We start from the raw sequence: 22,881 nt of genomic DNA, 5'->3' as shown, positions 1-22,881 counted from the left end.
AAAGAGTTTGATTATTTTCCCTGTTATTCGACAATTTTTTCTAATATCCTGCTTTTGTTTCAGGAAGATACTGTTAAACCTTTAAAATATCGTGATCCACATAACGTTCGCCGTTTAATTCGCTAATGATGTTAATGGCAGCTTTTGCCCCATCCCCTGCAGTAACGACTGCATGCACGCTTACGCCAGCAACCGTTCCTGCCGCCCAAATGTTATCAATATTCGTTTTACCAGCCGCGTCGACCGCAATAACGGTTTTGATACGAGGCTCGGTACCCGGTTTTGTAGAGATCCCGATATGCTCAGCCAGCTCAGTCGAAACGCCTGTTGCAATAAGTACATGCCTTCCTTCATAGCTTCCGCCGTCTGTTTCCACCCGCAGGCCGTCAGTGATGGTAACGATATTTTGTACGGTTTCCTCCTTGAACTCTGCTCCGAATTTCTCAGCCTGTCGTTTGCCTGTATCCACAAGGTCGGGGCCGCCAATTTCTGAAATTCCGTAGTAGTTCTCGAACCAAGCGCGTTTTGTCATTCCTTTGTTGTTCTCAAACACGAGCGTCTTTTTGCCTGCTTTTGCAGTAAAAATGGCTGCACTTGCTCCAGCCGGACCAGCACCAATAATAACGATATCGTACATACGACATACCTCCAATAATGGTTGGTTTGATTACTTCACTAGTATATAAACGGCAGCTTGAAAAAAGCAAATAGCTTGTCCTTCTCTTGTACACATCTGTTCACAATATATTCTAAATTAAGGCGTTGTTTTAAATAAAATCGTTTGATATAGTTCTATTATCGAACTGTTTCATAATAGAATTAATTTCGTGGATATTTAGAAACTACATAAAAAGGGGGACACCAGTGTGGATCGAGCATCATTGAAACAACTCATCGATCGCTACGAAGCGGCTAATTTTCTTGTAAACCGTCGACTAAATGCGATGATCCGCGAGTTAATGCCAGATGATCTAACGGTAGACCAGTTTGCGACACTACGTTATTTGCATTCGAAGGAAATGAGCACATCGTCCGAATTAGCGGACATTTTTTGCGTGGGGAAAAGCTCAATAACCGCGATCATTACGCGATTATTTGATAAAAACTTAATTCAAAGATTTCCAGATGAGAAGGATCGCAGGGTCATCTATTTAGCGCTAACCGAGGAAGGCAAGCAGGTTTGCGATCTCATGGAGGATAAGATACAAGTGCTGCTGGCCAAATACATTAATCGTTTTGAAGAGCAGGAAGCGAACTGTTTTATCGAAACCTTCGAGAAGCTTGCTAAAGAAATGATGAATCCATAGTTTTATTATATTTGAGGGGGAACAAAGATGAGAACCGTTTTGAAATTTAGATGGTTTGTTCTTATATTGTGGCTTGCTGCTGCCGTAGGTTTAATGCTCAGCGCGCCGAATATGGAAGAGCTTGTTCGTACGAAAGGGCAAATCAACGTGCCTGATGGATATTCTTCGTCGGTCGCCAGGGACTTGGAGAAATCGATTGGCGGAGGCGATAATGCAGGCGCCAGCAGCGGAATGCCTACCGTGCTTGTATTCCATAAGGACGGCGGTCTGAAGGACGCTGATTTAGCGGAAGTAAAGAGAGGAATCGATGAGCTGAAGAGCAAAGGCGAGGCTATTGGGGTTCTCTCCGTGACGACTCATTTTGATACCAAAGAGCTTGAGGAGCAAATGGTATCGAAGGATGGAAGCACCATCCTTGCGCTTGTGAATGTCGAGGCTGGCGACCGTGAGCTTGCTGAGCTAAGAGACGGTCTCTATGAGACGATTTCAGATGTGAAGGTAGAGCATTATTATACAGGAAACTGGCTTATTTCTGAGGATGTTGTACAAAGCTCGCAGGAAGGGCTTAAGAAAACCGAGTTTATTACGCTTGGATTTATTTTAATTATTTTGTTTGTTGTATTCCGTTCTGCGATTGCGCCGCTCGTACCGCTAGTGGCCGTTGGATTTACTTATTTAATATCACAATCCGTTATTGCGTTTTTAGTCAAATATTTTGATTTTCCGCTTTCCAACTTCACGCAAATTTTCCTAGTTGCCGTATTATTTGGGATCGGCACAGACTATTGCATCCTGCTCATTAGCCGCTTCAAGGAAGAGTTGACGCATAGCGGCGGCGACAAGACAGAAGCGATTGTTCAAACTTACCGCACTGCGGGAAGAACCGTATTATTTTCTGGCTTAGCTGTGTTGGTGGGATTCTCTGCAATCGGATTCTCAACGTTTATGCTTTACCGCTCGGCAGTAGCCGTTGCAGTCGGGGTAGCGGTACTGCTTATCGCATTGTTTACGATCGTGCCGTTTTTTATGGCGGTGCTGGGTACAAAATTGTTTTGGCCGGCGAAAGGCTCGCTTGAGCATAAGCCGAGCAAGCTTTGGGGTACAGTGGGTAAGTTTTCACTAAAACGCCCTTTGTGGGCGCTCGTTATTTTGGCAGTAATTATTGTACCTTTCCTTACAGCGTATAAAGGCACAATTTCTTTTAACTCGCTGGATGAGATTGGCGATAAATATGACTCTGTTAAAGCGTTCAACATTATTGCGGATAGCTTTGGACCTGGTGATTCACTGCCTACTACCGTTGTGGTCAAAGCTGATAAACCGATGGACACACCTGAGGGGCTTGCTGTACTAGAGCAAATCAGCCGCGAGCTTGCGAATTCTGGAGGCATCAAGGCCGTTCGCAGTGCAACTCGTCCGACAGGTGATGTAATGGAGCAATTTCTCGTGGCAGATCAAGTTACCACCCTTGAGAGCGGGCTTGGTCAAAGCGGCGAAGGCTTGGGCAAAATCGGTGATGGTCTCTCCGAGGCAAGCAGCGCGTTAAGCGAGAATAAGCCGAAATTAAATGAAGCTGTTGACGGCGCCGGTAAGCTCGTTAATGGTACGAATGAGCTGAAGGCTGGCATTGTACAGCTTGGCGCAGGTTTGAAGAAGATTCAGCAAGGGCTGCAGGATGGATCTGCAGGTGCGGGAGAGCTTAGCGAGGGCTTGAAGCAGGCGCAGGCGAGTGCGGAGCAGCTGGCAGGCGCGAGCCGTAAATTGCTTAGCAGCTACGAGCAGCTAGGCGGCGGTCTTGGTCAGCTTACTGGTGCGTATAGCGCGATTGCATCTGAACAGGAGAAACTGGCGAGCGGATTATCCGGCGTACAGCAAAGTTTGACTGCACTTCAGGAAAGTCACCCAGAGCTGCAAGCCGATGAGACTTTTAAACAAACCATGCTTGCTCTTGGAAATCTCCAGCAAGGAGCAGCAGGAATCAGCGGGCAGTTGTCTCAGCTTAATGAGCAGCTAACAGGCATTTCAGCGGGAATGACACAAGCAAATGCCGGTTTCCTGCAAGCAAGTGAAGGGCAAACGGCGCTAGCTTCGGGTCTTGGCAAGCTTGCTGCAGGACTTGGAGAACTGCAAAAAGGAATTGAGCAGGCAGCCGCAGGCCAAGGTCAAATTGTATCGAAGCTGCCTGGTGTCACGCAGGGCTTTAATGAACTATCGGATGGTCAGAAGGAACTGCAGGCTGGGTTTGCATCGCTGAACGATCAGCTGGGCGAATTGACCGGCGGTTTGGATCAAAGCGTTGACGGCTTAACGAAGGTAACCGATGGACTCACATCCGCTGGCGGATATTTGAATAGTCTAGCGGAATCGCCGAATAAGCAAATGACGGGCTTTTATATTCCAGAGGAAGCCATTGCGAACAAGGAATTTCAGGCTGCCCTTAATGTGTATATGTCGGAGGATCGCCAAACAGCGAAGTTCGATGTCATATTTAAAGGCAATCCGTATGCACAGGAAACGATGGCGCAAATCGACGGATTGGAAGCAGCTGTTCACCGCGCGATTCAAAACACCGATTATAACGGATCACAGGTAGCTGTCGGCGGTGTAACGAGTATGAATAACGATTTGAGCAATATTTCAGCGTCGGATTATTCGCGTACGGTTATTCTCATGCTCATCGGCATTTCAATTATCCTTATCCTTTTGTTCCGCTCGATCGTCATGCCGCTTTATATGATCGCATCGCTTCTCGTTACGTTCTATTCCTCGATGGCGATTGCAGAGGTCATATTCGTAAGGCTGCTTGGGCAGTCGGGTATTAGCTGGGCGGTTCCATTTTTCGGATTCGTCATGCTCGTCGCACTAGGAATTGATTATAGTATTTTCTTGATGGATCGCTTTAAAGAATACCGCCATCTGTCGCCTCAGGAAGCCATTTTGGAAGCGATGAAAAACATGGGTACGGTAATTATGTCTGCAGCTGTTATTCTAGGCGGGACATTCGCAGCGATGCTTCCTTCAGGAGTAATGTCACTTCTGCAAATTGCAACTATTGTGCTTTGTGGACTGTTCATCTATGCATTGTTGATGCTTCCATTATTCATTCCAGTTATGGTACGCACTTTCGGTCCTGCTAACTGGTGGCCTTTTATGGGACGCAAACAGGATGCTGAGAAAACGGATCGTTTGCATAGCGGTCAAACGCTTAAGGGTCATCATGTTTCGCATGATTCAACTCACTAGTTAATAAAGCAGGGTTATCCAGGGTCTTTGGTGCATGACAAAGACCTATGCGATAACCCTTTTCTTGTTACTTAACGTCCGGCCAATTCGTATGGAACCTTAGCTTCATTCGCATTTTGCACGGACCCATCGAGAAAGGCGCTGATTTGCTGCTGCTGCTCAGTTAACAGACGCTGCAGCTCTTCTGCTTGCTCTTTGCTCGCGGATGCTTCTTGTTCGGCGCGTGTTACCAGCTTAAGCAGATTAAAGGATTCAATCGATAATCCAAGCTTAATCCGAATTTTCTCATTCCGGAACGATTCGGCTTTTGGTGATGGGCTGCCGCCCTCGGCTTTATTATGCCTTGTTTTTTCAGGAAGCAGCTGCAATGCTGCACGACCTTGCTCGGTAATTTTATAGACTTTTTTGGCGCCATCCTCTAACTGAACGGAGACGAAGCCGGATCCCACAAGCATCTGAAGCGTGGGATAAATGGAGCCGGCACTGGGTACATAAAGTCCGCCAGACTGCTCCTCTAAAGCCTTCATCATCTGGTAACCGTGCATTGGCTGGTCGATGAGGAGCTTCATAAGTGCAACCTTCACGCCGCCGCGGCCAAAATAACGCTTGCTGCTGCGCGGATTGACTTTAGGCTCTTCCTTGCTATGTTGATGATGCTCTTTGGAAACATCGTTAGTAGACATCTTCAAGTTAAGTCACCTCGATCTTTATGATAAGGAAAGCTTCTGTTTTTCTATGCTTGAGGGTGAAGTGAAACATAAGGGATCGCTCATCAGCTGTCATTTGGAATAAGCTTACTCTACTTACAGCATTGACAATGATAATTATTATTATTTACAATTTATAAAATAATATTGTTTATTAAGGATGTGAGCGCGCATGTCGCAGCAACCGAATCAAACAAAGTACGGTGAAATGCTCTATATTGGCACGGAGGAAGTTAAGCTCCCATCGCTGCAGCATATGCAGTTGAACAATCGAGAGGAGCAATGCTTTGCGTTTGTGCTTCAACATAAAATAAAGGTTTCCATTGTGAAGAAGGGGCAGCACACGACTAAAAAAGCCGTTGGCGGTGAGCTGTTTCTCATTCCGTCCCATTGTGAATGTACGCTGCTTAATGAGGGCAACCATCTAGCTGAAATCGTACTTATTCGCTTCCGAAGCGGTTCGACAGCAGCAGGCGCGGAGATGCTCCCTTACCGAGACAGTATGGGATTAAAACTGCTGAGGCTGCCGCAGGCGAGAAGCTGGCTTCAGGACTTTCAAAGCGACTGCGGTACTGATGATGTGGTTTTATACTATCAGCTGCAATCACAGCTTTATGCAATGGTGGCTGCGCTCATTCAGTCCGTCCAGCAGCCGAGAGAGACCGAAGCTGATTTAATTGGCTACGTCGAGCAAGCCAAGCAATTTATGATTGAGCAGTTAAGCACACCGATGGATATGGAGGAGCTTGCAAGATCCTCCGGGGTGAGTACAAGCCGTTTTTATCAAGCCTTTCGCAGTTATACAGGACTTACACCGCTTAAATATATGACCAAGCTGAGGCTCGATGCTTCTATGCGCATGCTCTCGGGTACGTCCTCTTCCATCGTCGACGTAGCCCATTCCGTCGGCTATCCTGACGAGTACTATTTTAGCCGGCTGTTTAAGAAACATATGGGACTGGCTCCTACGGAATATGCTCAGCTTGCGAAGAAACGAGTAGCCACGCTTGTATCTGTGTTCGCGGGCGACCTATCAGCTATCGGCATGCCTACTTGCTTGTCCTTTATTCGGTTGAGCACTCATCAGCATGAACGGGTGCTCCAGCAGCTGCGTGAAGCGGAGCCGGATCTCATATTGGCAGGTATGCTGGATGAGGAAATGTACGCGGCATGTTCGGCTATCGCTCCGGTTCTAATGCTCGATTGGAAGGCTTATTCCTGGAAGGAGCGGCTGCTTGAGATAAGCAATGCATTAGGCTTGTCCACCGTAGCAGAGCGCTGGTTGTCCTATTACGAGATGAAGGTGCAAAACGCGCGTGAGCAGCTCAAAAACAGTTTAGGCGATGAGCCTATCTTAATTGTTCATGCCGGAAAAACGGGCTTTCGAATATTTGGCCCGCGCCGCCGCAAGATGAAGGACCTTTTTTATGACGATTTGCAAATGACCTATCCGAAATCGGCACACCAGATCGGGTTTCTTGATACGAGCTCGCTAAGGGAGATCGCTGAACTAGGCTGCAGCAGCGTTCTCTTCCTCGTACCAGCGGAGGCTTCCCGTGATTATTGCAATCAGCTGGAGGAGGGCTGGCGCCGATTGAGGGAAAAGGATGCGCGTAGAAGATGTATCTTTATCGGCTATCACGACCGGCTGAACTATAATCCGACCGTCCACGATGGGCTCATCGATGAGACAGTGAGGCATTTGATGAGTTACGCGCAATAAATGAGGGCGCTCGTTCCATTTTATCTGTGGTATCCTGCAAAAAAAAAGAAGAGGTCAGCTGTATTGATTGAAGCGTATGTAGCCGATAAATAGAGTAATGGTTATGCATCATTACTTTTTGATCGGGAGGGAATTTATGAAGCTCACTCAAATGGGCAAAGCACTATACCCGCTCTCGTTAATTATCATGATATCTTTCATAAGCGGTTGTACGCTTAATCCAAATAGTCCGGAACCGCTTGAACAGACACCAGCTCCGAATAAGTTGACTTTAAAAATTGTTGAGAGCCTAATGACGCCGCTGCGGACAGTGGAATTAGACAAATTAATTGCACAATTTGAACTCGACAATCCAACCATTGAGATTGTGAGAGTGACATCAGAATACGAGACCGCTGATCAGACGATCTTGACGATGCTGGAGCAGAATCAAGCGATTGATATTGTTGAGGTGCGGGACGTTACGGTACATCAGCTTGCGGAAAGTGGTCTGATAACCAGCTTGGAGAGTTATATTTCATCATGGAGCAATTATATGCTGCTTAACAATAATGCAAAGCTGATGTCTAGAGATGCAGGCGATGTTGCTTATTATATTCCGAGCAGTCTTTATCAAGTGCAGCTTTATTATCGCAAGGATTGGTTCGATGCCAAGGCGCTGCAAGTGCCAGAAACATGGGAGCAGCTCTTCTTTGTCGGCAAGCAATTGACGAAGCCGATGGAGAGGATATACGGCTTTTCCTTTCGCGGAGGCAGTGGTGCCGTTAATACGTTGTCTTCAATCGTTCAGGACTATAACGGAGAGAACGTCGATATAAGCGATTCCATGTTTAATACGGATGGCTCGACGATATTCTCAGGCAAGCGGGCAGCAGAGGCTGTTGAGCTTTACAAGAAGATTTATACAGAGATCTCAGATCCTGCGTCCATAGATTGGGGCTTTAATGAACAGGTTCAAGCATTTGTGAACGGCAATGCGGCTTTGCTTATCCAAGACTCAGACGTGATAGAGATGATCAAGGAAAAGCTGGAGAGCAGCCAGTGGGCAACAGCCCCTTTGCCTACAGGGCCTGATGGGATCTCTCATTACAACGTTGGTGCAGCCGGCTGGGGGATTGCTTCCCAGTCTAAGCATAAGGATGAGGCTTGGAAATTCATTTCCTATTTGTCATCGATTGAGAACAATCGTGCCTTTGCTGATGCCTCAGGCGTTATATCCATCTATAACAATACGATTGAAGAGGAAAAGTATTCTACAGGGCCGTATGCCCCTTATATGCTGATGGCAAATGACCCGGATCGGTTTCAGGGCGTAAGAAAACCGAGCTATTATAAAAATTACAGTCAATTTTTTCAAATGGGAACGGATTTGGGTCGACAACATTTGATGAATGTCATTTCTACGGAGGAATTGCTTAAGCAGTTCGATGATTTTTGGCGGAAGCAAGGAAAACAGGAGCGAGATTAAATGAATGGAGGATGCTGTAGGCATGTGAGTTGCAAATGCCCAGCACCTCCTTTTTTAATTGGAGGAATAGGCGAAGTGATCTCGTATGAAGCGAGTTGCACAGGGCAACATGTAAGGATAGAGCTTGTGCCTTGACCAGAGTGTAGAGCCGCATATACGATAGTAGAAGTTATCTTTTTTTATCGCTGGCTAGCGATTGCAAGACAATAAGGAGGAACATTTGTGAAGCAGTTATTGGTTGTTTTTACAGGYGGGACCATTGGAAGCAAAAAGCAGGGAAACGGCATCGATGTTAATGACGCGGGATCTTATTCGCTTATAGATGATTATATCAACAGTGCTGAGCAGCGCGATGATGTTAGAATTGATGCGATACAGCCGCTTAACTTGTTAAGTGAAAATATGACGACCGAGGATTGGATCGCGCTTGCAGAGGCTGTCCATGGGATAGATACCGACTCGTATGCTGGGATAGTCATCACCCATGGTTCGGATACGCTGGCTTATAGCGCAGCGATGATCGGTTATTTGTTCGCAGATACAAAAATTCCAATTGTGCTGACCGCCAGCAATTACCCGGTTGCCGATGAAAGAAGCAATGGGCGCCGTAATTTTGCAAATGCAATCAATTTTGTAGTGGATGCACAGCTGCCGGGCGTATTTGTCGTTTACGAGGATGACAAAGGGGATGCACTTGTTTACTTAGCAACTAGAGTTACGCAAGCGATGTCCTTTACGGATCAATTCGGCAGCCCCTACGGCGTGCCGTACGGAAAGATGGCAGACCGAGTGTTCAACTGGCTGGAGCATGAGAGAAATCCAAGACCGGAAGCGCTGAGTACTAAGCCTAAAGCGTCGTTTGCATGGGAGCCGGACACCCTTAAGCTCGATTCCAGCATCGTCTATATTCGGCCATATCCGGGCTTGAACTATTCGCTGTATGATTTTACAACGATTCGGCCGAAGGCGATCCTCCATGATTTGCATCATTCGGGTACAGCAAGCGCAATAGAAGCAGGGCCGTACTCTCTTCCTGCGTTTATTGCAAACTGTAAAAAGCTTGGCATCGATGTATACATATGTCCGATCCGAGATCGTTCGGCAGCCCTATATTCGTCGTCGCTGCGCCTTATTGAAGCGGGTGCCATTGTAATTGAGAAGCTGTCGGTTGAGGCTGCATTAACGAAGCTCATGCTCGCATATGGTCTATATGATGATAAAGCACAGGCAAAAGCTTTCGTAACGGAAAGTGTTTTGTATCACGAACATAACGAGGTGTAAGATGATTATAGAAAAGCTGGTGCTTTTGACAGAAAAAGCAGCAAGCATTTTGCCTTTTTATAGGGATGTGCTGGCATTGCCGGTTATTCGCTCTGAGAAGGACAGCTTTACTGTTCAGGCAGGCTGGAGCGAGCTGACCTTCCAAGAGACTGGTGATCAAGCTGCTGAAGCGTATTGTTATCACTTTGCCTTTACGATTCCAGAGAATAAGCTTGAGGAAGCAAAAAAGTGGATCGAAGCACTTGTTCCAATCGGTACGGAGGCAGGTCAGGATGTGTCGTATAGTGAATCATGGAACTCGCATTCTGTTTATTTTGAAGACCCGTCGGGTAATATTTTAGAGCTGATTGCCCGCCATACGATGGATAACGGTGTTGAGCGTACCTTTGACCCGCAGCAAGACATTCTCTGTATCAGTGAAATTGGCATAACGACCAGCGACGTTCCTACAGCAGTCGATCAATTTGCAGAGCTTGGCATCATGACCTATAGGACGCGCAATGACAATTTCAATCCGATCGGCGATGATAATGGTATATTTATAGTGGTTGGAAAAGGAAGACGCTGGCATTTTACGAACAAAACCGCAGAGAGCTTCCCGGTTCATGTGACCGTGTGCGGGCTGGGTGAGCTGTACTTGGTGGAAGGCGAGCAAGGCTTGTTGATTGAAAATAAAAAGTAGAGGAGCATTCAACGATGGGAGAACATTTAAAAGTAGGGGACCAGGTCCCGAATTTTAAGCTGCAAGCATCCAATGGCAAAGAAGTTGAGCTTGCAGATTACTCAGGCAAGAAGCTCGTTATTTATTTTTATCCGCGCGACATGACGCCTGGCTGTACGACTGAATCATGCGATTTCCGTGACTTTAACGGCGAGTTCGGCACGAACAACACAGAGGTAATCGGAATCAGCCCAGATGATCTTGCCTCTCATGAGCAATTCGTCGACAAGCATGAGCTGCCATTCCTATTGCTGTCTGACACCGAGCATACGGTTTCGGAGCTGTTCGGCGTATGGAAGCTGCGGAGCTGGAACGGTGAGGAATTTATGGGTATCGAGCGATCGACTTTCCTGCTTGATGAACAGGGCAAGCTTGTTAAGGAATGGCGCAGCGTAAGTGTGGATGGACATGTGAAGGAAGTACTTGAAGCGGTAAAAAGCAGCTAGCTTTGTCATTTGCGAAAAAAAAAGGCTCCTCTCGAAGCGTGATATACGCTTCAAGGGGAGCCTTTTAGTTTTATTATTATTTGGTCTTCCAAGAAGGCAGCTGGCTAACATAGCTGTCAGATAAGTTGAGGAGCTCTAATGCACGCTGATACTCATCTTCTGTCGCAGCCTGCTCCGTAATGCCGTCTCCGGCTAAGGAATAGTGCTTGCCGTCCTCATATCCGCTGCCTGACATGAATAGCTCTTTGCTGCTTAAGAATGAGCCAGTCGGGAGATAATAACGTTGTGGCAATACGTTATACGACTGATTAAACAAGTCTTGGCCGAAGTGGATATGATCATCCAAGGAAATGCCAAGCATGTTCGCGATCGTAGGCAATACGTCAACTTGACCGCCAAGCTGATCGAATACTTTGCCTTCTGTTACGCCTGTCGATGCAACAACGAGCGGAATGTTGATCATATCGGTGTAGCTATATTCATGACCATAAATTTCAGCCATAAGCGCTTTGTCATCACGATCCAGCGAGTATACTGGAAGGCCGAGATGGTCACCGTATAACAAGATTAAGCTGTTGTCCCAAATGCCGCGTTCCTTCAAATCTGCAATGAATTCGCCAAGTGCGAAGTCAGCGTAGTTTTGTGCACGGATATAGTCACCAACAAAAGTTTTCTCATAACGCTCAGGGAGCGTCATTTTGTATTTGTCAGCAGGAATGGTGAATGGGTGATGTGATGTCATCGAAATAACATGGGAATAAAATGGTTTGCCATTCTCGCTCATGCGTGACATTTCAGCAGCTGTTTTCTTGTAAAGCTGCTCATCGGAAGCACCAAAAAATACGGTATCTTCATCTCCAAAAAACTTCTGATCGTAGTAACGGTCGAAACCAAGCGCTTTGTAAAGCTCGCCGCGATTCCAGAATTCAACAACATTCGTATGGAACGTAGTTGTGTCATAACCGTTTGCTTTCAGCAGTTTCGGCAAGCTCGGAAGCTCTTTGTCGGCATAAATCATCGTTGCCGCGCCGCGTGGCGGAATATAGAAAGACGTATTCACGACGAATTCCGCATCGGATGTATTACCTTGGCCGACTTGCTGATAGAAATGCTTGAAGTAATAGTTTTCGTTGACCAGCTTATTAATGTTAGGCGTAATCTCTTTTCCGTCAATCTTCAAGTTGACGAGGAAGTTTTGAAATGACTCCATTTGAATAATGATGACGTTTTTGCCTGCTGCTGTTTTCCACAGCTGCGGAGCGGCAGGTGTTTCGATCTTTTTGACGGAATCGATTTTTTCTTGCGTGATATGGTTTGGATCAACAAAGTCAATCGTTTTGTTCTTGAAAATCATATAAGCCTCGTAATTGAGTATGCCCATTTGCTCCGCTTTGACGATCTCATTCATGCTGGCGCGGTTAGGCAAAATGTTGAACAAGCAAAGCGCAATTGAAATGCTGAACAGGGCAAGGACAAGTCGTTTGCTTTCCTTAACGGAGCTTTGTTTCTTCCAATTCACGGCTTTCTTAGGTCTAAACAACAGAACAGCCATAATGATAATGTCGATAAAGATGAGCAAGTAATAAGGGTCCATCAGTGAAAATACGCTATTTTTAACCGCGGTAACTTGGTTTACCTGCTCTAGAGCGAGATAGGTTACAATAACACCGTAATACTTGTAATACATAATGACGGCAAATAATATGAGTGTCATTACTAGATTTGCTATTAAATAGTAAATAAGTTTACGTTTCGAAGCGAACCACTCTATGAGACAATAAACAATGAGGACAAACGGAATTTCTTTTAAAATAGTAGTCCACGAAAAACCATCCTCGAAAATGACCATCCAAGCCAGATAGCTTTTGAGAAGCATAATAAATGAAAAGAAAAGGATGGGACGAGTGCTTAATAATCGTTTTGGAGTTAAAAATGTCATATAACCGCCTACCTTTCACAGCAAAAACTGGCCATCTCACAGAGGCAGCCAGGCCGCTAATCATAATATACGTTCGTTCTGTAAATTCTTATCCATTATGCTCCTAATTATAGTCGAATGTCAAAAGGCAAAAGGCTCCTCCATGTCCAATCATAATTTATTGTAAAAAACAAATTTATTAGGATTTTTGTTTATTCCTATTCATTACAACATTTCCAAGCTATTAGATTGAAACATTATTGCTGATTTAGTAGTCTATTAATTAGATGCTATTAGACAAACCATGGTTACAAGTATAATTACATGAAATATATGTAAAAAAATATGTTGGAGGCTTATCATGAAAAAAAGAAGAAGAAGGCTGCTGCTGTTTATTATTGTATGCGCAGGAATGGTGTTTGGTTACTCTTTATTTAATAAGGATGAGACAACCACGATTCCGCCAAAGCAAGCTTCCGCTGATGGTTCCGCTAACGGCGGGGAAGTGTCGGGCAGCATAGGTTCTGAGCCTACGGATAAGCCGAGCGGCGGAACTCCAACAGATGGACAGCCAACAGCTACGGATAAGCCTGATTCAAGCAATAACGGCAAGGGCTCTGGAACAGGAAAAGCAGAGCAGACTGAGGATGGAATGGTCGTTATTGCCAAACCAGAGGATATCGCGGTGCTTGTGAATAAGCAGCACAAGCTTCCGGAGGAATACAATCCCACGGATTTAGTTTATCCTGAGGTTCGGTTTATATTTGCTGAGAAAATTGAAAAACGCATGATGAGACAGGATGCAGCTACAGCGCTTGAGAAGCTGTTTGCAGCCGCTGAGGAAGACAACATCCAGTTGGCCGGTGTATCCGCTTATCGCTCGCATAGGACGCAAACAACGCTCTTTGATCGCTATGTAAAGAGGGATGGACTCGAAAAGGCAAGAACTTATAGCGCGCTACCTGGTACAAGCGAGCATGAAACGGGACTGGCGATCGATGTGTCGGGTAGTGACGGCAAGTGTGCGGCTGCCGATTGTTTTGCAGATACAAAGGAAGCGCAGTGGCTTGAGAAGTATGCGCACGAGTACGGATTTATCATTCGTTACTTGGAAGGCAAAGAAAAGATTACAGGCTATCAATATGAGCCTTGGCATTTGCGGTATGTAGGTGTGGATGTGGCCACTGAGATGGTGAAGAGCGGAGAAGTGCTGGAAGAGTATTTTGACGCGGTTCCTGTTACAAAATAAGAAGCAATAGCGCAGCGCAAGCTGTATTCGGACAAGCCTTATTGTTCATAAAGGATAGTCGCTTGCGCTGCTTACTATTGGTAATGCCCTTCGTTAGATCTTTGCTTCAAACGTTTTGCAATCTGTTTCTTCGGAGTTGCTGGCTTGCTTGCCGCGATTGCTGACCACATAAATAGAAGAGGCGCCGCAGTGATTACCTGCTGCCCAGAACTTGCATGAATTCACTTCGCACAGTACATCCTTAGCCATTGACAATTCACCTCCTCTCTATATAGGATGGACAAACGATATATCGTTTTATACTCAGGAAGGATGGATAGATATGGGAGTTAAGCTTTATTTTAATCATGACGCCGGTGTAGACGACCTGGTATCGCTTTTTCTTCTTTTGCAAATGAAAGATGTTGAACTGCTTGGGGTATCCGTTATTCCAGCCGACGGCTATTTGGAGCCTGGCAGCAAAGCCAGCAGCAAAATCATTGACCGCTTTGGCGACCCTGTCAAAAATAAATCGCTTGAAGTGGCTAGATCAAATTCACGCGGTGTAAACCCATTCCCTGCTGAATGGCGTATGCATACGTTTTTTGTGGACGCGCTGCCTATTTTGAATGAATCAGGAACGATTAACACGAAAGTATCTGCGCTGCCAGCGCATCAACATATGATTGAACAGCTTCGCAAATCGGATGAGAAGGTGACATTGCTGTTCACAGGTCCGCTTACGGATCTAGCAAGAGCGCTGGATGAAGCTCCGGATGTGGAAGCAAAGATTGAGAAGCTTGTATGGATGGGCGGCACGTTTAATGAGAAGGGCAACGTTCAAGAGCCTGAGCATGACGGAACCGCAGAATGGAATGCCTTCTGGGACCCTGAATCTATGCACCGCGTATGGGCAAGCAGCATTCCGATTTTGCTTGTTGCGCTTGAGAGCACGAACAAAGTACCTCTTACGATGGATGTACGCAACCGCTGGGCATCGCTTCGCAAGCATGAAGGACTAGATTTTGTCGGTCAATGTTATGCTGCATGTCCTCCACTTGTTTATATGGAGACGAACTCGACATATTATTTGTGGGATGTGCTAACGACAGCTGTTGTCGGCAACCCGGATCTCGTGGAAATTAAGACGGTACACAGCGGCGTGATTAAGGATGGACCTAGCCAGGGCCGTACGGTGGAAGTGGAAGGCGGTCGCCCGGTCAGCCTTGTTTATGATGTTGATCCTGTTCGATTCTTCGATTATATTACGGACCTTTCTGCAAGTGCGGTTAGCTACAATGTTAAGCAAGACTAAACCATAACAAAAAGCGCAGCTTCGAATGAGTTACACTCATTCAAGGGCTGCGCTTTTTTTAAAATATAAGAAAGTATATTATTTTCTCATCCTTATCTTATATTTCACCGTCTAAGCTGCTTCAGCGTCAGAAGGACGCCGAAGGCGTTTTAGCTTGTTTAATCCATTTCATAAATTGAACCTGATTTGCTGGCATAAAGCTCGGCGTACACCTTCTCGGCGTAAGCATCGGTCATACCCGAAATATAATCCGCAACAAATCGCGGCCAGCTCCATTTGTTCTTATGGATCTCGTAATTTTCTATCCAGTCTGGCGGAATGATAAGGCGACCAGATTCTTGAACCTTGAAACTGTCCCATAACCGTCTTATCATGATTTCACTGCGCATTTGCAAGCGCTGAACACGGAAATCCTTAATGAGGGTCACCCATGCAAGCTTCTTCAAAATCTCCATCGTGCGGAGCAACTCGATATCCTGTTGCCCATTGTTGACGAACGTGACCTTTTTCCAGCTGCGCGATGTATCGTCTATAATGCCGACTTTGCCTGCAAACAAGCTGACCCAGCGCGCTTTCATCTCCCGCCTTGTGCGCGAGGCTTCGCGATCACAGCTTACATACAGCTCCTGCCACTGCTCGAAATAGGAGACGAGTACACGTTTCACCATCGCAGGGATATCGACCTCTCCCCAGCCGATTCCGGTATTGCCTTTATCCTCGACAATTTCCTGAACAACATGGTCGATAAGTCTGCTGTCTTCAAAGAAAGTGCGATTCATTTGGATTTTACCTGCACGTATGCCGTCTTCGATGTCATGTGTGGAATAAGCGATGTCATCACATAAATCCATGAGCTGTGCTTCCAATGTTGAACAGCCTTCTGGAATTTTCCATAAATGGCGTAGCTGTTCAATCTCTCCCCACTCTGTGCTGTAAAGCCCTTTTAGACGGCCAGGCTCACTGAGGCTAAAAGGGTATTTATTAATAGCAAGCAAGACAGCTGCAGTTAAATCAAGGCCGCTTCCGCTTCCTGCCCTTTTCTCTAAAAACATCAATATTCGAAAATTTTGCGCATTGCCCTCGTATGGTATGCCATACTCCTCCATGAGCAAATGGTTGAGCACTTCTTCACCTTTATGTCCAAAAGGGGGATGACCCAAATCATGCGCGATCGCGGCAATCTCGACGACAGCGGGATCTAATATGAGCCCCGGATGCTCTTTGCGCGCAAGGAAATCATATTGTTTGCCTAACTTGCGAGCAACCTCGCGTGCAATCTGCGACACTTCGAGAGAGTGAGTTAGCCTTGTTCTATAGTAATCGCCCGTACCTGCGCCAAATACTTGTGATTTACCTTGCAGGCGGCGAAAGGCGGGAGATTGAATGAGTCTCGCATAATCTCGTTCATACTCATCTCGCTCCTCGCTTAAAGTACCGAGCGCTTTCTCGTCCAATCTAAGCTTGCGTATGTCCATCGTAAGTCCTCCAGTGCCGTTTATGCGGGTAGTATTGAAATATATTAACTCATCTAGTACATGTTGTAGATAGGTTTTTTTACGTCTTAAATTAGGAAAAATGCTTTGTTGCTTGAATTGTAGCATATAATGAGGCTTGAACATACACCGTGCTTGGAGTATGATCGCATTAGCTTTAACATAAAACTGAGGTGCTATAATACGGATGGTCATAATGCAAAATGCATCTGCAATTATTATGCTGCTAAACATTTTTTTGGYGATTACGGTTATCTTTCTAGAGAGACGCAGCGCAAGTACAACTTGGGCTTGGCTGATGATTCTTTTTTTCATCCCCGTTTTCGGCTTTGTTTTGTATTTAATATTAGGGCAGAAGGTACGTAAAAGAAAGCTGTATAAGCTGCTGGGCGATAGTCAGCGCATTATCGAGCATACGGTCGAGAGGCAAATGCGCCAGCTGCGAGAAGATGAAATTGTATATAATGATCCGGCGATGCGAAGTTATCAAGACATGATCTATATGAGTCTGAAAACGAGCTATGCGGTATATACGAGCAATAATGCGGTTGAGATCTACACGGAGGGCAATCAGAAGTTTGATGCGCTGCTTAAGGATATAGAATCAGCCCAGCATCATATTCATCTCGTTTATTATATCGTCCGAGACGATGAGCTTGGCAGAAGATTGGTTAAGGCGCTGGCAGCGAAAGCGGCGGAGGGCGTAGAAGTCAAGTTTTTGTACGATCATATAGGAAGCTCAAGCTTGCCGAAGCGTTATTTTGCGGAGTTGATTGCAGCAGGCGGCAGGGAAGCGGCGTTTTTCCCTTCGCGAATTCCTTATTTGAATTTAAAAATCAATTATCGCAATCACCGTAAGCTCGTTATCGTTGACGGACAAGTCGGTTATATTGGCGGCTTCAACATCGGTGATGAATATTTAGGATTAAACGAGCATTTCGGCGAATGGCGGGATACACATCTTAGAGTTCGCGGCAATGCCGTGCTGCAGATGCAGGCGCAGTTTCTGATGGATTGGAATTTAGCGGCTTCCGGTCGAATTGAGCTTAACGAGCTGTATTTCCCAATTATGAGCGATGATACGGGAACGATTGGCATGCAGCTTGTAGCGAGTGGCCCGGATACGCAATATCAGCAAATTAAAAATGGTTATATCAAAATGATTTACTCAGCTCGGAAAACAATCAGCTTGCAAACGCCATATTTTGTACCGGATGAAAGCTTGATGACCGCGCTGAAGATCGCTGCCCTGTCCGGGGTAGRTGTACGTATTATGCTGCCGAGCAAGCCGGATCATTTCTTTGTATACTGGGCAACTCATTCTTATTTGGGAGAGCTTCTCGCAGGCGGAGTGAAATGTTATATGTACGAGAAAGGCTTTCTTCATGCAAAAACGCTTGTCATCGACGGCAAGGTGGCGTCCGTTGGAACAGCCAATGTCGATATTCGCAGCTTTAAGCTTAATTTCGAGATGAATGCGTTTATCTATGATACGCAGACATCGGCGAAGCTGCAACGCATTTTTGAAGATGATGTTAAACATTGCACGCAGTTAACGGAACAAGTTTATGCTAATCGTCCAATCATCAATCGATTGAAAGAATCGATTTCCAGGCTGCTTAGTCCAATTCTATAGACGAACATCAGTCTAATTCAATAGACGCAAATCAGTCCGATCCTATAGACGCACATAAGAAGGGCTTCTGCTTATCTAAGATAACCAGAAGCCCTTCACGTGCTTGGTAGAGAACTATTCAATTTATTCTAACGCTCCAATCCGCTGTTTGCCTCTTCTTCGTCCTTTCGAATTTGTTACAAACCCTATCGACTTCGATCCTAATTTTATTGACCTCGATCAACTTCCTTTCGATTTGTTTCAAATCCTTGTTGCTTGTAAGTACATCTCATCCAAATGATCGACTACATCCGTCTTCGCTATTGTCCCAGCATGTCCGGCAGTGATTGAATGCTCCTTCCCGAGATTATGAGACATGCATCGCTAACCTACTTCAATGGGCTATCCCCTCTCGTTTAAGATAGGCTTAGTATACACCTTTATTTGAATTTTGTAAATATTCAGATTATTTAATTCGACAAAAAATTTTGTGTTGTTTTTTAGGTGTGATTTTGCGTGTGAGGTGGGAGTATGTACATCTTAAGGTAGTGTAAGCTGTTGATCATGGTGAGTGGAAGTTGCGCATGATGGTAGGGGATGTAGAAATGGTTGCTTGAGCTGTAAACGCGACAAAACATTGACTATTTTGCCCGCCAGCGTTCAACCTGTACTTCATACACCTCAAACAGTAACTTTTGTGACCGTCACCATTTTTGTAATGAGCGTAAAAGTCGAAGTTAATGATGAGTGGAGTTCATGCTTGCCTCTAACGAACTTAGAAGTCGTTATTATAATGATTTAGGCTTAATCTGAATTCTAACGAACTTAGAGAGCGCTATATGCTCAAAAATGAGTTAAATCATTGATATTGGAGGCTAATAGGGTTATCTGGGTTCGTTACGTTTGAAAGTGTGTGGAATTGAAGCAAATAAGACTTCTGGAGTTCGTTACAACTTTTCGCGAGGCGCTTTTGCAGAGTTCGTGTGGCTTCTGTGTGAAGTTAATGAGTTTCCATATTGATTCGACAAGTATTGGTTGTGGCTTTGAGCCGCCTTTTGGAATAAGGAGGATAAAGGAAAGCCTGTGAGGTTGACCGTATTCGACCTTCAATTTATACTTAGTCTAAAATCAGTAGTAAAAGGAATGATCTTTTTATGAATAAAATTAACTTAACGATACAGCGCAAGGCCATCTTTGAAGTTGTGCAGCAAGCCCATGATCACCCGACGGCGGCCGATGTCATTGACCGGCTTCGGGGCAAAGGCTTCAACTTCGCTTACGGCACCGTGTACAACTCATTGCGTTATTTGACAGATGTGGGTCTCATTAGAGAATTGAAGCTTGGAGAAACGGTTAGCCGCTATGACGCTCGGACGGATGAACATCAGCATATTGTGTGTACTGTATGCGGGCGCGTGGATGAAGTATTGACCGACTTGCCGAGTGAGTGGATGGAGAAGGTCGCTTTAGAGACGAAATACAAGATCGAGCATGTGCAAGTTGTATTAGAGGGGGTTTGTGATCAATGCGCGACGAAACAACCACAATGAACAACGATTATTTGAACGGGAACATGCCGCTCGACCAGAGTGCAGCCGCTGGCTATTCAGAGGAAGAGTTGCTGCAAAACGGGATGCTTTGCTCGATCACGAAGCGGGTCATGATTATTAGTCCGTTGCCAGAGAGGGTCAAAAGCTTGCTTGTCGCGCTTTCATCCGAATGCTTTGACGTGTTTTCACTGCATGATTTCAATAAAAGCATGCTCCAAAGCTTGCAGCCAGAGCTGCTCGTATTTGATGCGATTCCTGTAGCTCAAGCTGCCGCGAGCCATACGCTGCAAGCAGGTGCAGAACTGGTGGAAGCGGCTGAGCTGCATGCGGTTCCTGTCCTCATTTTAATGGATCAAAAATCGTATGATAGCCGTGAAACTTTTGCCCTTGGCGCATCTGAGCTGCTAGTCTGGCCGGCTAAACCTGAGCAAGCGATAAAACAAATCAACCGTATGCTTCTGAATAAGCCAGCAGCAGCTGCGAAGGCGGATAGCGACATTCGTGTGTTTAAAGATATTGCAGTTGATCTCAAAAAAATGACCGTTGATCGGGCGGGGCAGCGAATTGAGCTTACCAAGACGGAATATGATTTGCTTCTGCATTTCATGACATCGGACGGTTCCGTTCTAACGCGTGAATCTTTGCTTGATACCGTTTGGGGGCTGCATTTCTATGGAGGCAGCAACTTGGTGGATGCTCATATTAAGAGCTTGCGCAAAAAACTAAAGGATAGCGCCGTAGCGCCAAAATATATAGTTACCGTGCGTGGTGTAGGCTACCGGATAGCGGATATTCGTGACTAAGGAGTAAGTGCATCATTTTTATTTCACCAGCATGCTGTGGTTCATGAAATATTCATTTTTCATTCATTAGGCTTTCATGACAGTTGACCGTTGATTCGATAAGATTGTTTTATGGATTTAGATCAAGTCTAAATATATAAAATGATCGATGAGGTGCTATCATGGAAAACTATATGACAACGAACCAAGGCACGCCGGTTGGCGATAATCAAAACTCGCGCACAGCGGGGCAGCGTGGACCAACTCTAATAGAGGATTACCATTTGCTTGAGAAGCTTGCGCATTTTGATCGGGAGCGTATTCCAGAGCGTGTCGTGCATGCCCGGGGAGCAGGCGCACATGGAGTATTTCGTACGGAAGTTAGTATGAAGGATCATACGAAGGCTCTTTTTATGCAGGAGCAGGGAGTGGAAACGCCTGTATTTGTGCGCTTTTCAACGGTTATTAACGGAACAGGTTCGCCGGAGACGGCGCGCGACCCACGCGGCTTTTCGGTAAAGTTTTATACGCAGGAAGGTAACTATGATCTTGTTGGAAACCATTTGCCGGTATTTTTCATTCGAGATGCGATGAAATTTCCTGATATGGTGCATTCCCTCAAGCCAGCGCCAAATACGAATGTCCAAGAGCCTGCGCGCTACTGGGACTTCATGACGCTCTCCCCAGAATCGACGCATATGCTCACTTGGTTGTTCTCCGATGACGGAACGCCTGCTACTTATCGTGAAATGGACGGATTCGGCGTTCATGCCTTCAAATGGATTAATGATGATGGTAAGCCGACTTATGTTAAATACCATTGGAAGTCGCTGCAAGGAGTACGAAACTTTACAGCAGCGGAAGCTAGCGTGATGCAAGGCAAAGACTTTAACCATGCGACACGTGATTTACATGATGCGATTGAACTCGGCAACTTCCCAGAATGGGAGCTTCATGTACAGCTTATGCCTGTCGATCATGTGGAACGGTATGCGTTTGATCCACTAGATCCAACGAAGGTGTGGCCGGAGGATATGTATCCGTTGCAAAAGGTAGGCACGATGACGTTGAACCGCAACCCAGTAAATTATTTTGCAGAGGTTGAGCAGTCGGCTTTCTCGCCAAGCACACTTGTACCAGGAATCGAGCCATCGGAGGATAAATTGCTGCAAGGCCGATTGTTCTCTTATCCGGATACTCAGCGCTACCGCCTTGGAGCGAACTATCTACACATTCCAGTAAATTGCCCGTATGCACCTGTTCGCAACTATCAACGAGATGGTGCAATGACGATGCATGCAAATCCTTCTCCAGTGAATTACGAACCTAATAGCTCATCAGAGAGTCCAAAGGAAGCAAAGGCTTACGGGGATTCTTATGTACCTCTTCAGGGACAGGCTGGCCGCCAAAAAATCGACAAAACTGACGATTTCACTCAAGCGGGCGAGCGCTATCGCTCACTGCCTGAAGAACAACAAGCAAACCTAATCGCCAATTTGACTGGTGAGCTGGAGCAAACAAACGATGATATAAGACTTCGCGCCATCTGCAACTTCTTCCGGGCTGATCGCGAATTAGGCATGAAGCTTTCGCAAGCGCTAGGCGTTGATATCAGGAAGTTTGTACCTCAGAGCTAATTCAAAAGTAAATGGGAACATGATGACAGAAGCACGCTAAAGATGCGTGTTTCTGTGTTTCTCATCTTCATATTCTTAAATCCACTAGAAGCCATGAGCAAGCTTAAAAGTAACCTCCAGCTGTGAGAAATCACAATCCGTCAAACCAAACTTTAAAAGATAACCCGTTCAAGACGAACGATTTAACCAAGAATGAAGAAACTTTTAACCACCCAGTACTATACTCAACAATCTACGAACTATTGAACAGACGTATCGACGAACCCACGAACTCGCGAACTGATGAACCGTTGTATCGACGAACCCACGAACCCACGAACCCACGAACCCACGAACCCACGAACCCACGAACCCACGAACCCACGAACCCACGAACCCACGAACCCACGAACCCAGGAACCCACGAACCCACGAACCCACGAACCCACGAACCACGAACCCACGAAC

Annotated in this window: 18 protein-coding genes; 13 read left to right on the top strand and 5 right to left on the bottom strand. The window is 45.8% G+C overall.

The genetic code is table 11. From position 1 onward, the window contains the following. Positions 1 to 73: 73 nt before the first annotated feature. Entirely contained in the window at positions 74 to 637 is a 564-nt protein-coding gene (locus AC1DPK_RS18325; RefSeq protein WP_477511241.1) for an FAD-dependent oxidoreductase, read from the bottom strand. A gap of 229 nt (positions 638 to 866) precedes the next feature. Here AC1DPK_RS18325 and AC1DPK_RS18320 point away from each other — a divergent pair, with 229 nt between their 5' ends. Then, entirely contained in the window at positions 867 to 1,307 is a 441-nt protein-coding gene (locus AC1DPK_RS18320) for a MarR family winged helix-turn-helix transcriptional regulator (protein WP_076266311.1), read from the top strand. 27 nt (positions 1,308 to 1,334) lie between these two features. After that, a complete protein-coding gene (locus AC1DPK_RS18315; RefSeq protein WP_477511240.1) occupies positions 1,335 to 4,550 on the top strand; it encodes an MMPL family transporter in 3,216 nt (1,071 codons plus the stop codon). A 71-nt stretch (positions 4,551 to 4,621) separates the two neighbouring features. On the opposite strand, the gene AC1DPK_RS18310 is transcribed toward AC1DPK_RS18315, so the two are convergent. Continuing rightward, complete coding sequence (locus AC1DPK_RS18310) at positions 4,622 to 5,233, bottom strand: PadR family transcriptional regulator (protein ID WP_477511239.1); 612 nt, start codon at positions 5,231 to 5,233, stop codon at positions 4,622 to 4,624. Positions 5,234 to 5,429: 196 nt separating this feature from the next. Between AC1DPK_RS18310 and AC1DPK_RS18305 the strand changes: the two genes are divergently transcribed. The 5 genes from AC1DPK_RS18305 to bcp all read left to right on the top strand — a co-directional run bounded on the left by AC1DPK_RS18305 (position 5,430) and on the right by bcp (position 10,896). Further along, the gene (locus AC1DPK_RS18305; RefSeq protein WP_477511238.1) at positions 5,430 to 6,980 is read left to right on the top strand and encodes a helix-turn-helix domain-containing protein; all 1,551 of its coding nucleotides are present in this window, start codon (positions 5,430 to 5,432) and stop codon (positions 6,978 to 6,980) included. A 136-nt stretch (positions 6,981 to 7,116) separates the two neighbouring features. After that, a complete protein-coding gene (locus AC1DPK_RS18300; protein ID WP_477511237.1) occupies positions 7,117 to 8,448 on the top strand; it encodes an ABC transporter substrate-binding protein in 1,332 nt (443 codons plus the stop codon). A 222-nt stretch (positions 8,449 to 8,670) separates the two neighbouring features. After that, the gene (locus AC1DPK_RS18295; RefSeq protein ID WP_477511236.1) at positions 8,671 to 9,729 is read left to right on the top strand and encodes an asparaginase; all 1,059 of its coding nucleotides are present in this window, start codon (positions 8,671 to 8,673) and stop codon (positions 9,727 to 9,729) included. 1 nt (position 9,730) lies between these two features. Then, on the top strand, positions 9,731 to 10,411 hold the full coding sequence (locus AC1DPK_RS18290; RefSeq protein WP_477511235.1) for a VOC family protein: 681 nt from the start codon (positions 9,731 to 9,733) through the stop codon (positions 10,409 to 10,411). 14 nt (positions 10,412 to 10,425) lie between these two features. Then, positions 10,426 to 10,896 carry a thioredoxin-dependent thiol peroxidase gene (gene bcp, locus AC1DPK_RS18285; protein ID WP_339205449.1) on the top strand — a complete coding sequence of 157 codons (471 nt, stop codon included), beginning with the start codon at positions 10,426 to 10,428 and terminating at the stop codon, positions 10,894 to 10,896. Positions 10,897 to 10,972: 76 nt separating this feature from the next. Here bcp and AC1DPK_RS18280 read toward each other — a convergent pair whose 3' ends face one another. Then, positions 10,973 to 12,835 carry an LTA synthase family protein gene (locus tag AC1DPK_RS18280; protein WP_339205448.1) on the bottom strand — a complete coding sequence of 621 codons (1,863 nt, stop codon included), beginning with the start codon at positions 12,833 to 12,835 and terminating at the stop codon, positions 10,973 to 10,975. A gap of 340 nt (positions 12,836 to 13,175) precedes the next feature. Between AC1DPK_RS18280 and AC1DPK_RS18275 the strand changes: the two genes are divergently transcribed. Next, positions 13,176 to 14,063, top strand: a complete 888-nt coding sequence (locus tag AC1DPK_RS18275) for a M15 family metallopeptidase (RefSeq protein ID WP_477511234.1) — start codon at positions 13,176 to 13,178, stop codon at positions 14,061 to 14,063. 93 nt (positions 14,064 to 14,156) lie between these two features. Here AC1DPK_RS18275 and AC1DPK_RS18270 read toward each other — a convergent pair whose 3' ends face one another. Then, a complete protein-coding gene (locus AC1DPK_RS18270) occupies positions 14,157 to 14,312 on the bottom strand; it encodes a DUF1540 domain-containing protein (protein ID WP_076266302.1) in 156 nt (51 codons plus the stop codon). Between the two features lie 73 nt (positions 14,313 to 14,385). Between AC1DPK_RS18270 and AC1DPK_RS18265 the strand changes: the two genes are divergently transcribed. Further along, positions 14,386 to 15,357, top strand: coding sequence for a nucleoside hydrolase (locus AC1DPK_RS18265; RefSeq protein ID WP_441874661.1), 972 nt, complete (start codon positions 14,386 to 14,388; stop codon positions 15,355 to 15,357). Between the two features lie 158 nt (positions 15,358 to 15,515). Here the strand turns inward: AC1DPK_RS18265 and AC1DPK_RS18260 are convergent, their stop codons facing one another. Continuing rightward, positions 15,516 to 16,832, bottom strand: coding sequence for a deoxyguanosinetriphosphate triphosphohydrolase family protein (locus AC1DPK_RS18260; protein WP_441874662.1), 1,317 nt, complete (start codon positions 16,830 to 16,832; stop codon positions 15,516 to 15,518). Positions 16,833 to 17,037: 205 nt separating this feature from the next. Here AC1DPK_RS18260 and cls point away from each other — a divergent pair, with 205 nt between their 5' ends. The 4 genes from cls (at position 17,038) to AC1DPK_RS18240 (ending at position 22,434) form a co-directional block, all read left to right on the top strand. Further along, complete coding sequence (cls, locus tag AC1DPK_RS18255) at positions 17,038 to 18,486, top strand: cardiolipin synthase (RefSeq protein ID WP_477511233.1); 1,449 nt, start codon at positions 17,038 to 17,040, stop codon at positions 18,484 to 18,486. A gap of 1,133 nt (positions 18,487 to 19,619) precedes the next feature. Beyond that, positions 19,620 to 20,015 (top strand): Fur family transcriptional regulator, encoded by a 396-nt coding sequence (locus tag AC1DPK_RS18250; protein WP_477511232.1) that lies wholly within the window; start codon positions 19,620 to 19,622, stop codon positions 20,013 to 20,015. Further along, a complete protein-coding gene (locus AC1DPK_RS18245; protein WP_477511231.1) occupies positions 19,991 to 20,818 on the top strand; it encodes a winged helix-turn-helix transcriptional regulator in 828 nt (275 codons plus the stop codon). The genes AC1DPK_RS18250 and AC1DPK_RS18245 overlap by 25 nt, the downstream gene beginning before the upstream one ends. 161 nt (positions 20,819 to 20,979) lie before the next feature. Further along, complete coding sequence (locus AC1DPK_RS18240; RefSeq protein ID WP_477511230.1) at positions 20,980 to 22,434, top strand: catalase; 1,455 nt, start codon at positions 20,980 to 20,982, stop codon at positions 22,432 to 22,434. Positions 22,435 to 22,881 lie beyond the last annotated feature (447 nt).

Source organism: Paenibacillus sp. 01T424 (assembly GCF_056398745.1).
Note: the sequence above shows the minus strand (reverse complement) of the source record. Positions and strands in the feature narration are given on the sequence as shown.

What these genes read in the sequence shown, in the direction of transcription:
- AC1DPK_RS18325 (WP_477511241.1), bottom strand. Translation starts at nt 637, where the DNA reads ATGTACGATATCGTTATTATTGGTGCTGGTCCGGCTGGAGCAAGTGCA.
- AC1DPK_RS18315 (WP_477511240.1), top strand. Translation starts at nt 1,335, where the DNA reads ATGAGAACCGTTTTGAAATTTAGATGGTTTGTTCTTATATTGTGGCTT.
- AC1DPK_RS18310 (WP_477511239.1), bottom strand. Translation starts at nt 5,233, where the DNA reads ATGTCTACTAACGATGTTTCCAAAGAGCATCATCAACATAGCAAGGAA.
- AC1DPK_RS18305 (WP_477511238.1), top strand. Translation starts at nt 5,430, where the DNA reads ATGTCGCAGCAACCGAATCAAACAAAGTACGGTGAAATGCTCTATATT.
- AC1DPK_RS18300 (WP_477511237.1), top strand. Translation starts at nt 7,117, where the DNA reads ATGAAGCTCACTCAAATGGGCAAAGCACTATACCCGCTCTCGTTAATT.
- AC1DPK_RS18290 (WP_477511235.1), top strand. Translation starts at nt 9,731, where the DNA reads ATGATTATAGAAAAGCTGGTGCTTTTGACAGAAAAAGCAGCAAGCATT.
- bcp (WP_339205449.1), top strand. Translation starts at nt 10,426, where the DNA reads ATGGGAGAACATTTAAAAGTAGGGGACCAGGTCCCGAATTTTAAGCTG.
- AC1DPK_RS18280 (WP_339205448.1), bottom strand. Translation starts at nt 12,835, where the DNA reads ATGACATTTTTAACTCCAAAACGATTATTAAGCACTCGTCCCATCCTT.
- AC1DPK_RS18275 (WP_477511234.1), top strand. Translation starts at nt 13,176, where the DNA reads ATGAAAAAAAGAAGAAGAAGGCTGCTGCTGTTTATTATTGTATGCGCA.
- AC1DPK_RS18270 (WP_076266302.1), bottom strand. Translation starts at nt 14,312, where the DNA reads ATGGCTAAGGATGTACTGTGCGAAGTGAATTCATGCAAGTTCTGGGCA.
- AC1DPK_RS18265 (WP_441874661.1), top strand. Translation starts at nt 14,386, where the DNA reads ATGGGAGTTAAGCTTTATTTTAATCATGACGCCGGTGTAGACGACCTG.
- AC1DPK_RS18260 (WP_441874662.1), bottom strand. Translation starts at nt 16,832, where the DNA reads ATGGACATACGCAAGCTTAGATTGGACGAGAAAGCGCTCGGTACTTTA.
- AC1DPK_RS18250 (WP_477511232.1), top strand. Translation starts at nt 19,620, where the DNA reads ATGAATAAAATTAACTTAACGATACAGCGCAAGGCCATCTTTGAAGTT.
- AC1DPK_RS18245 (WP_477511231.1), top strand. Translation starts at nt 19,991, where the DNA reads ATGCGCGACGAAACAACCACAATGAACAACGATTATTTGAACGGGAAC.
- AC1DPK_RS18240 (WP_477511230.1), top strand. Translation starts at nt 20,980, where the DNA reads ATGGAAAACTATATGACAACGAACCAAGGCACGCCGGTTGGCGATAAT.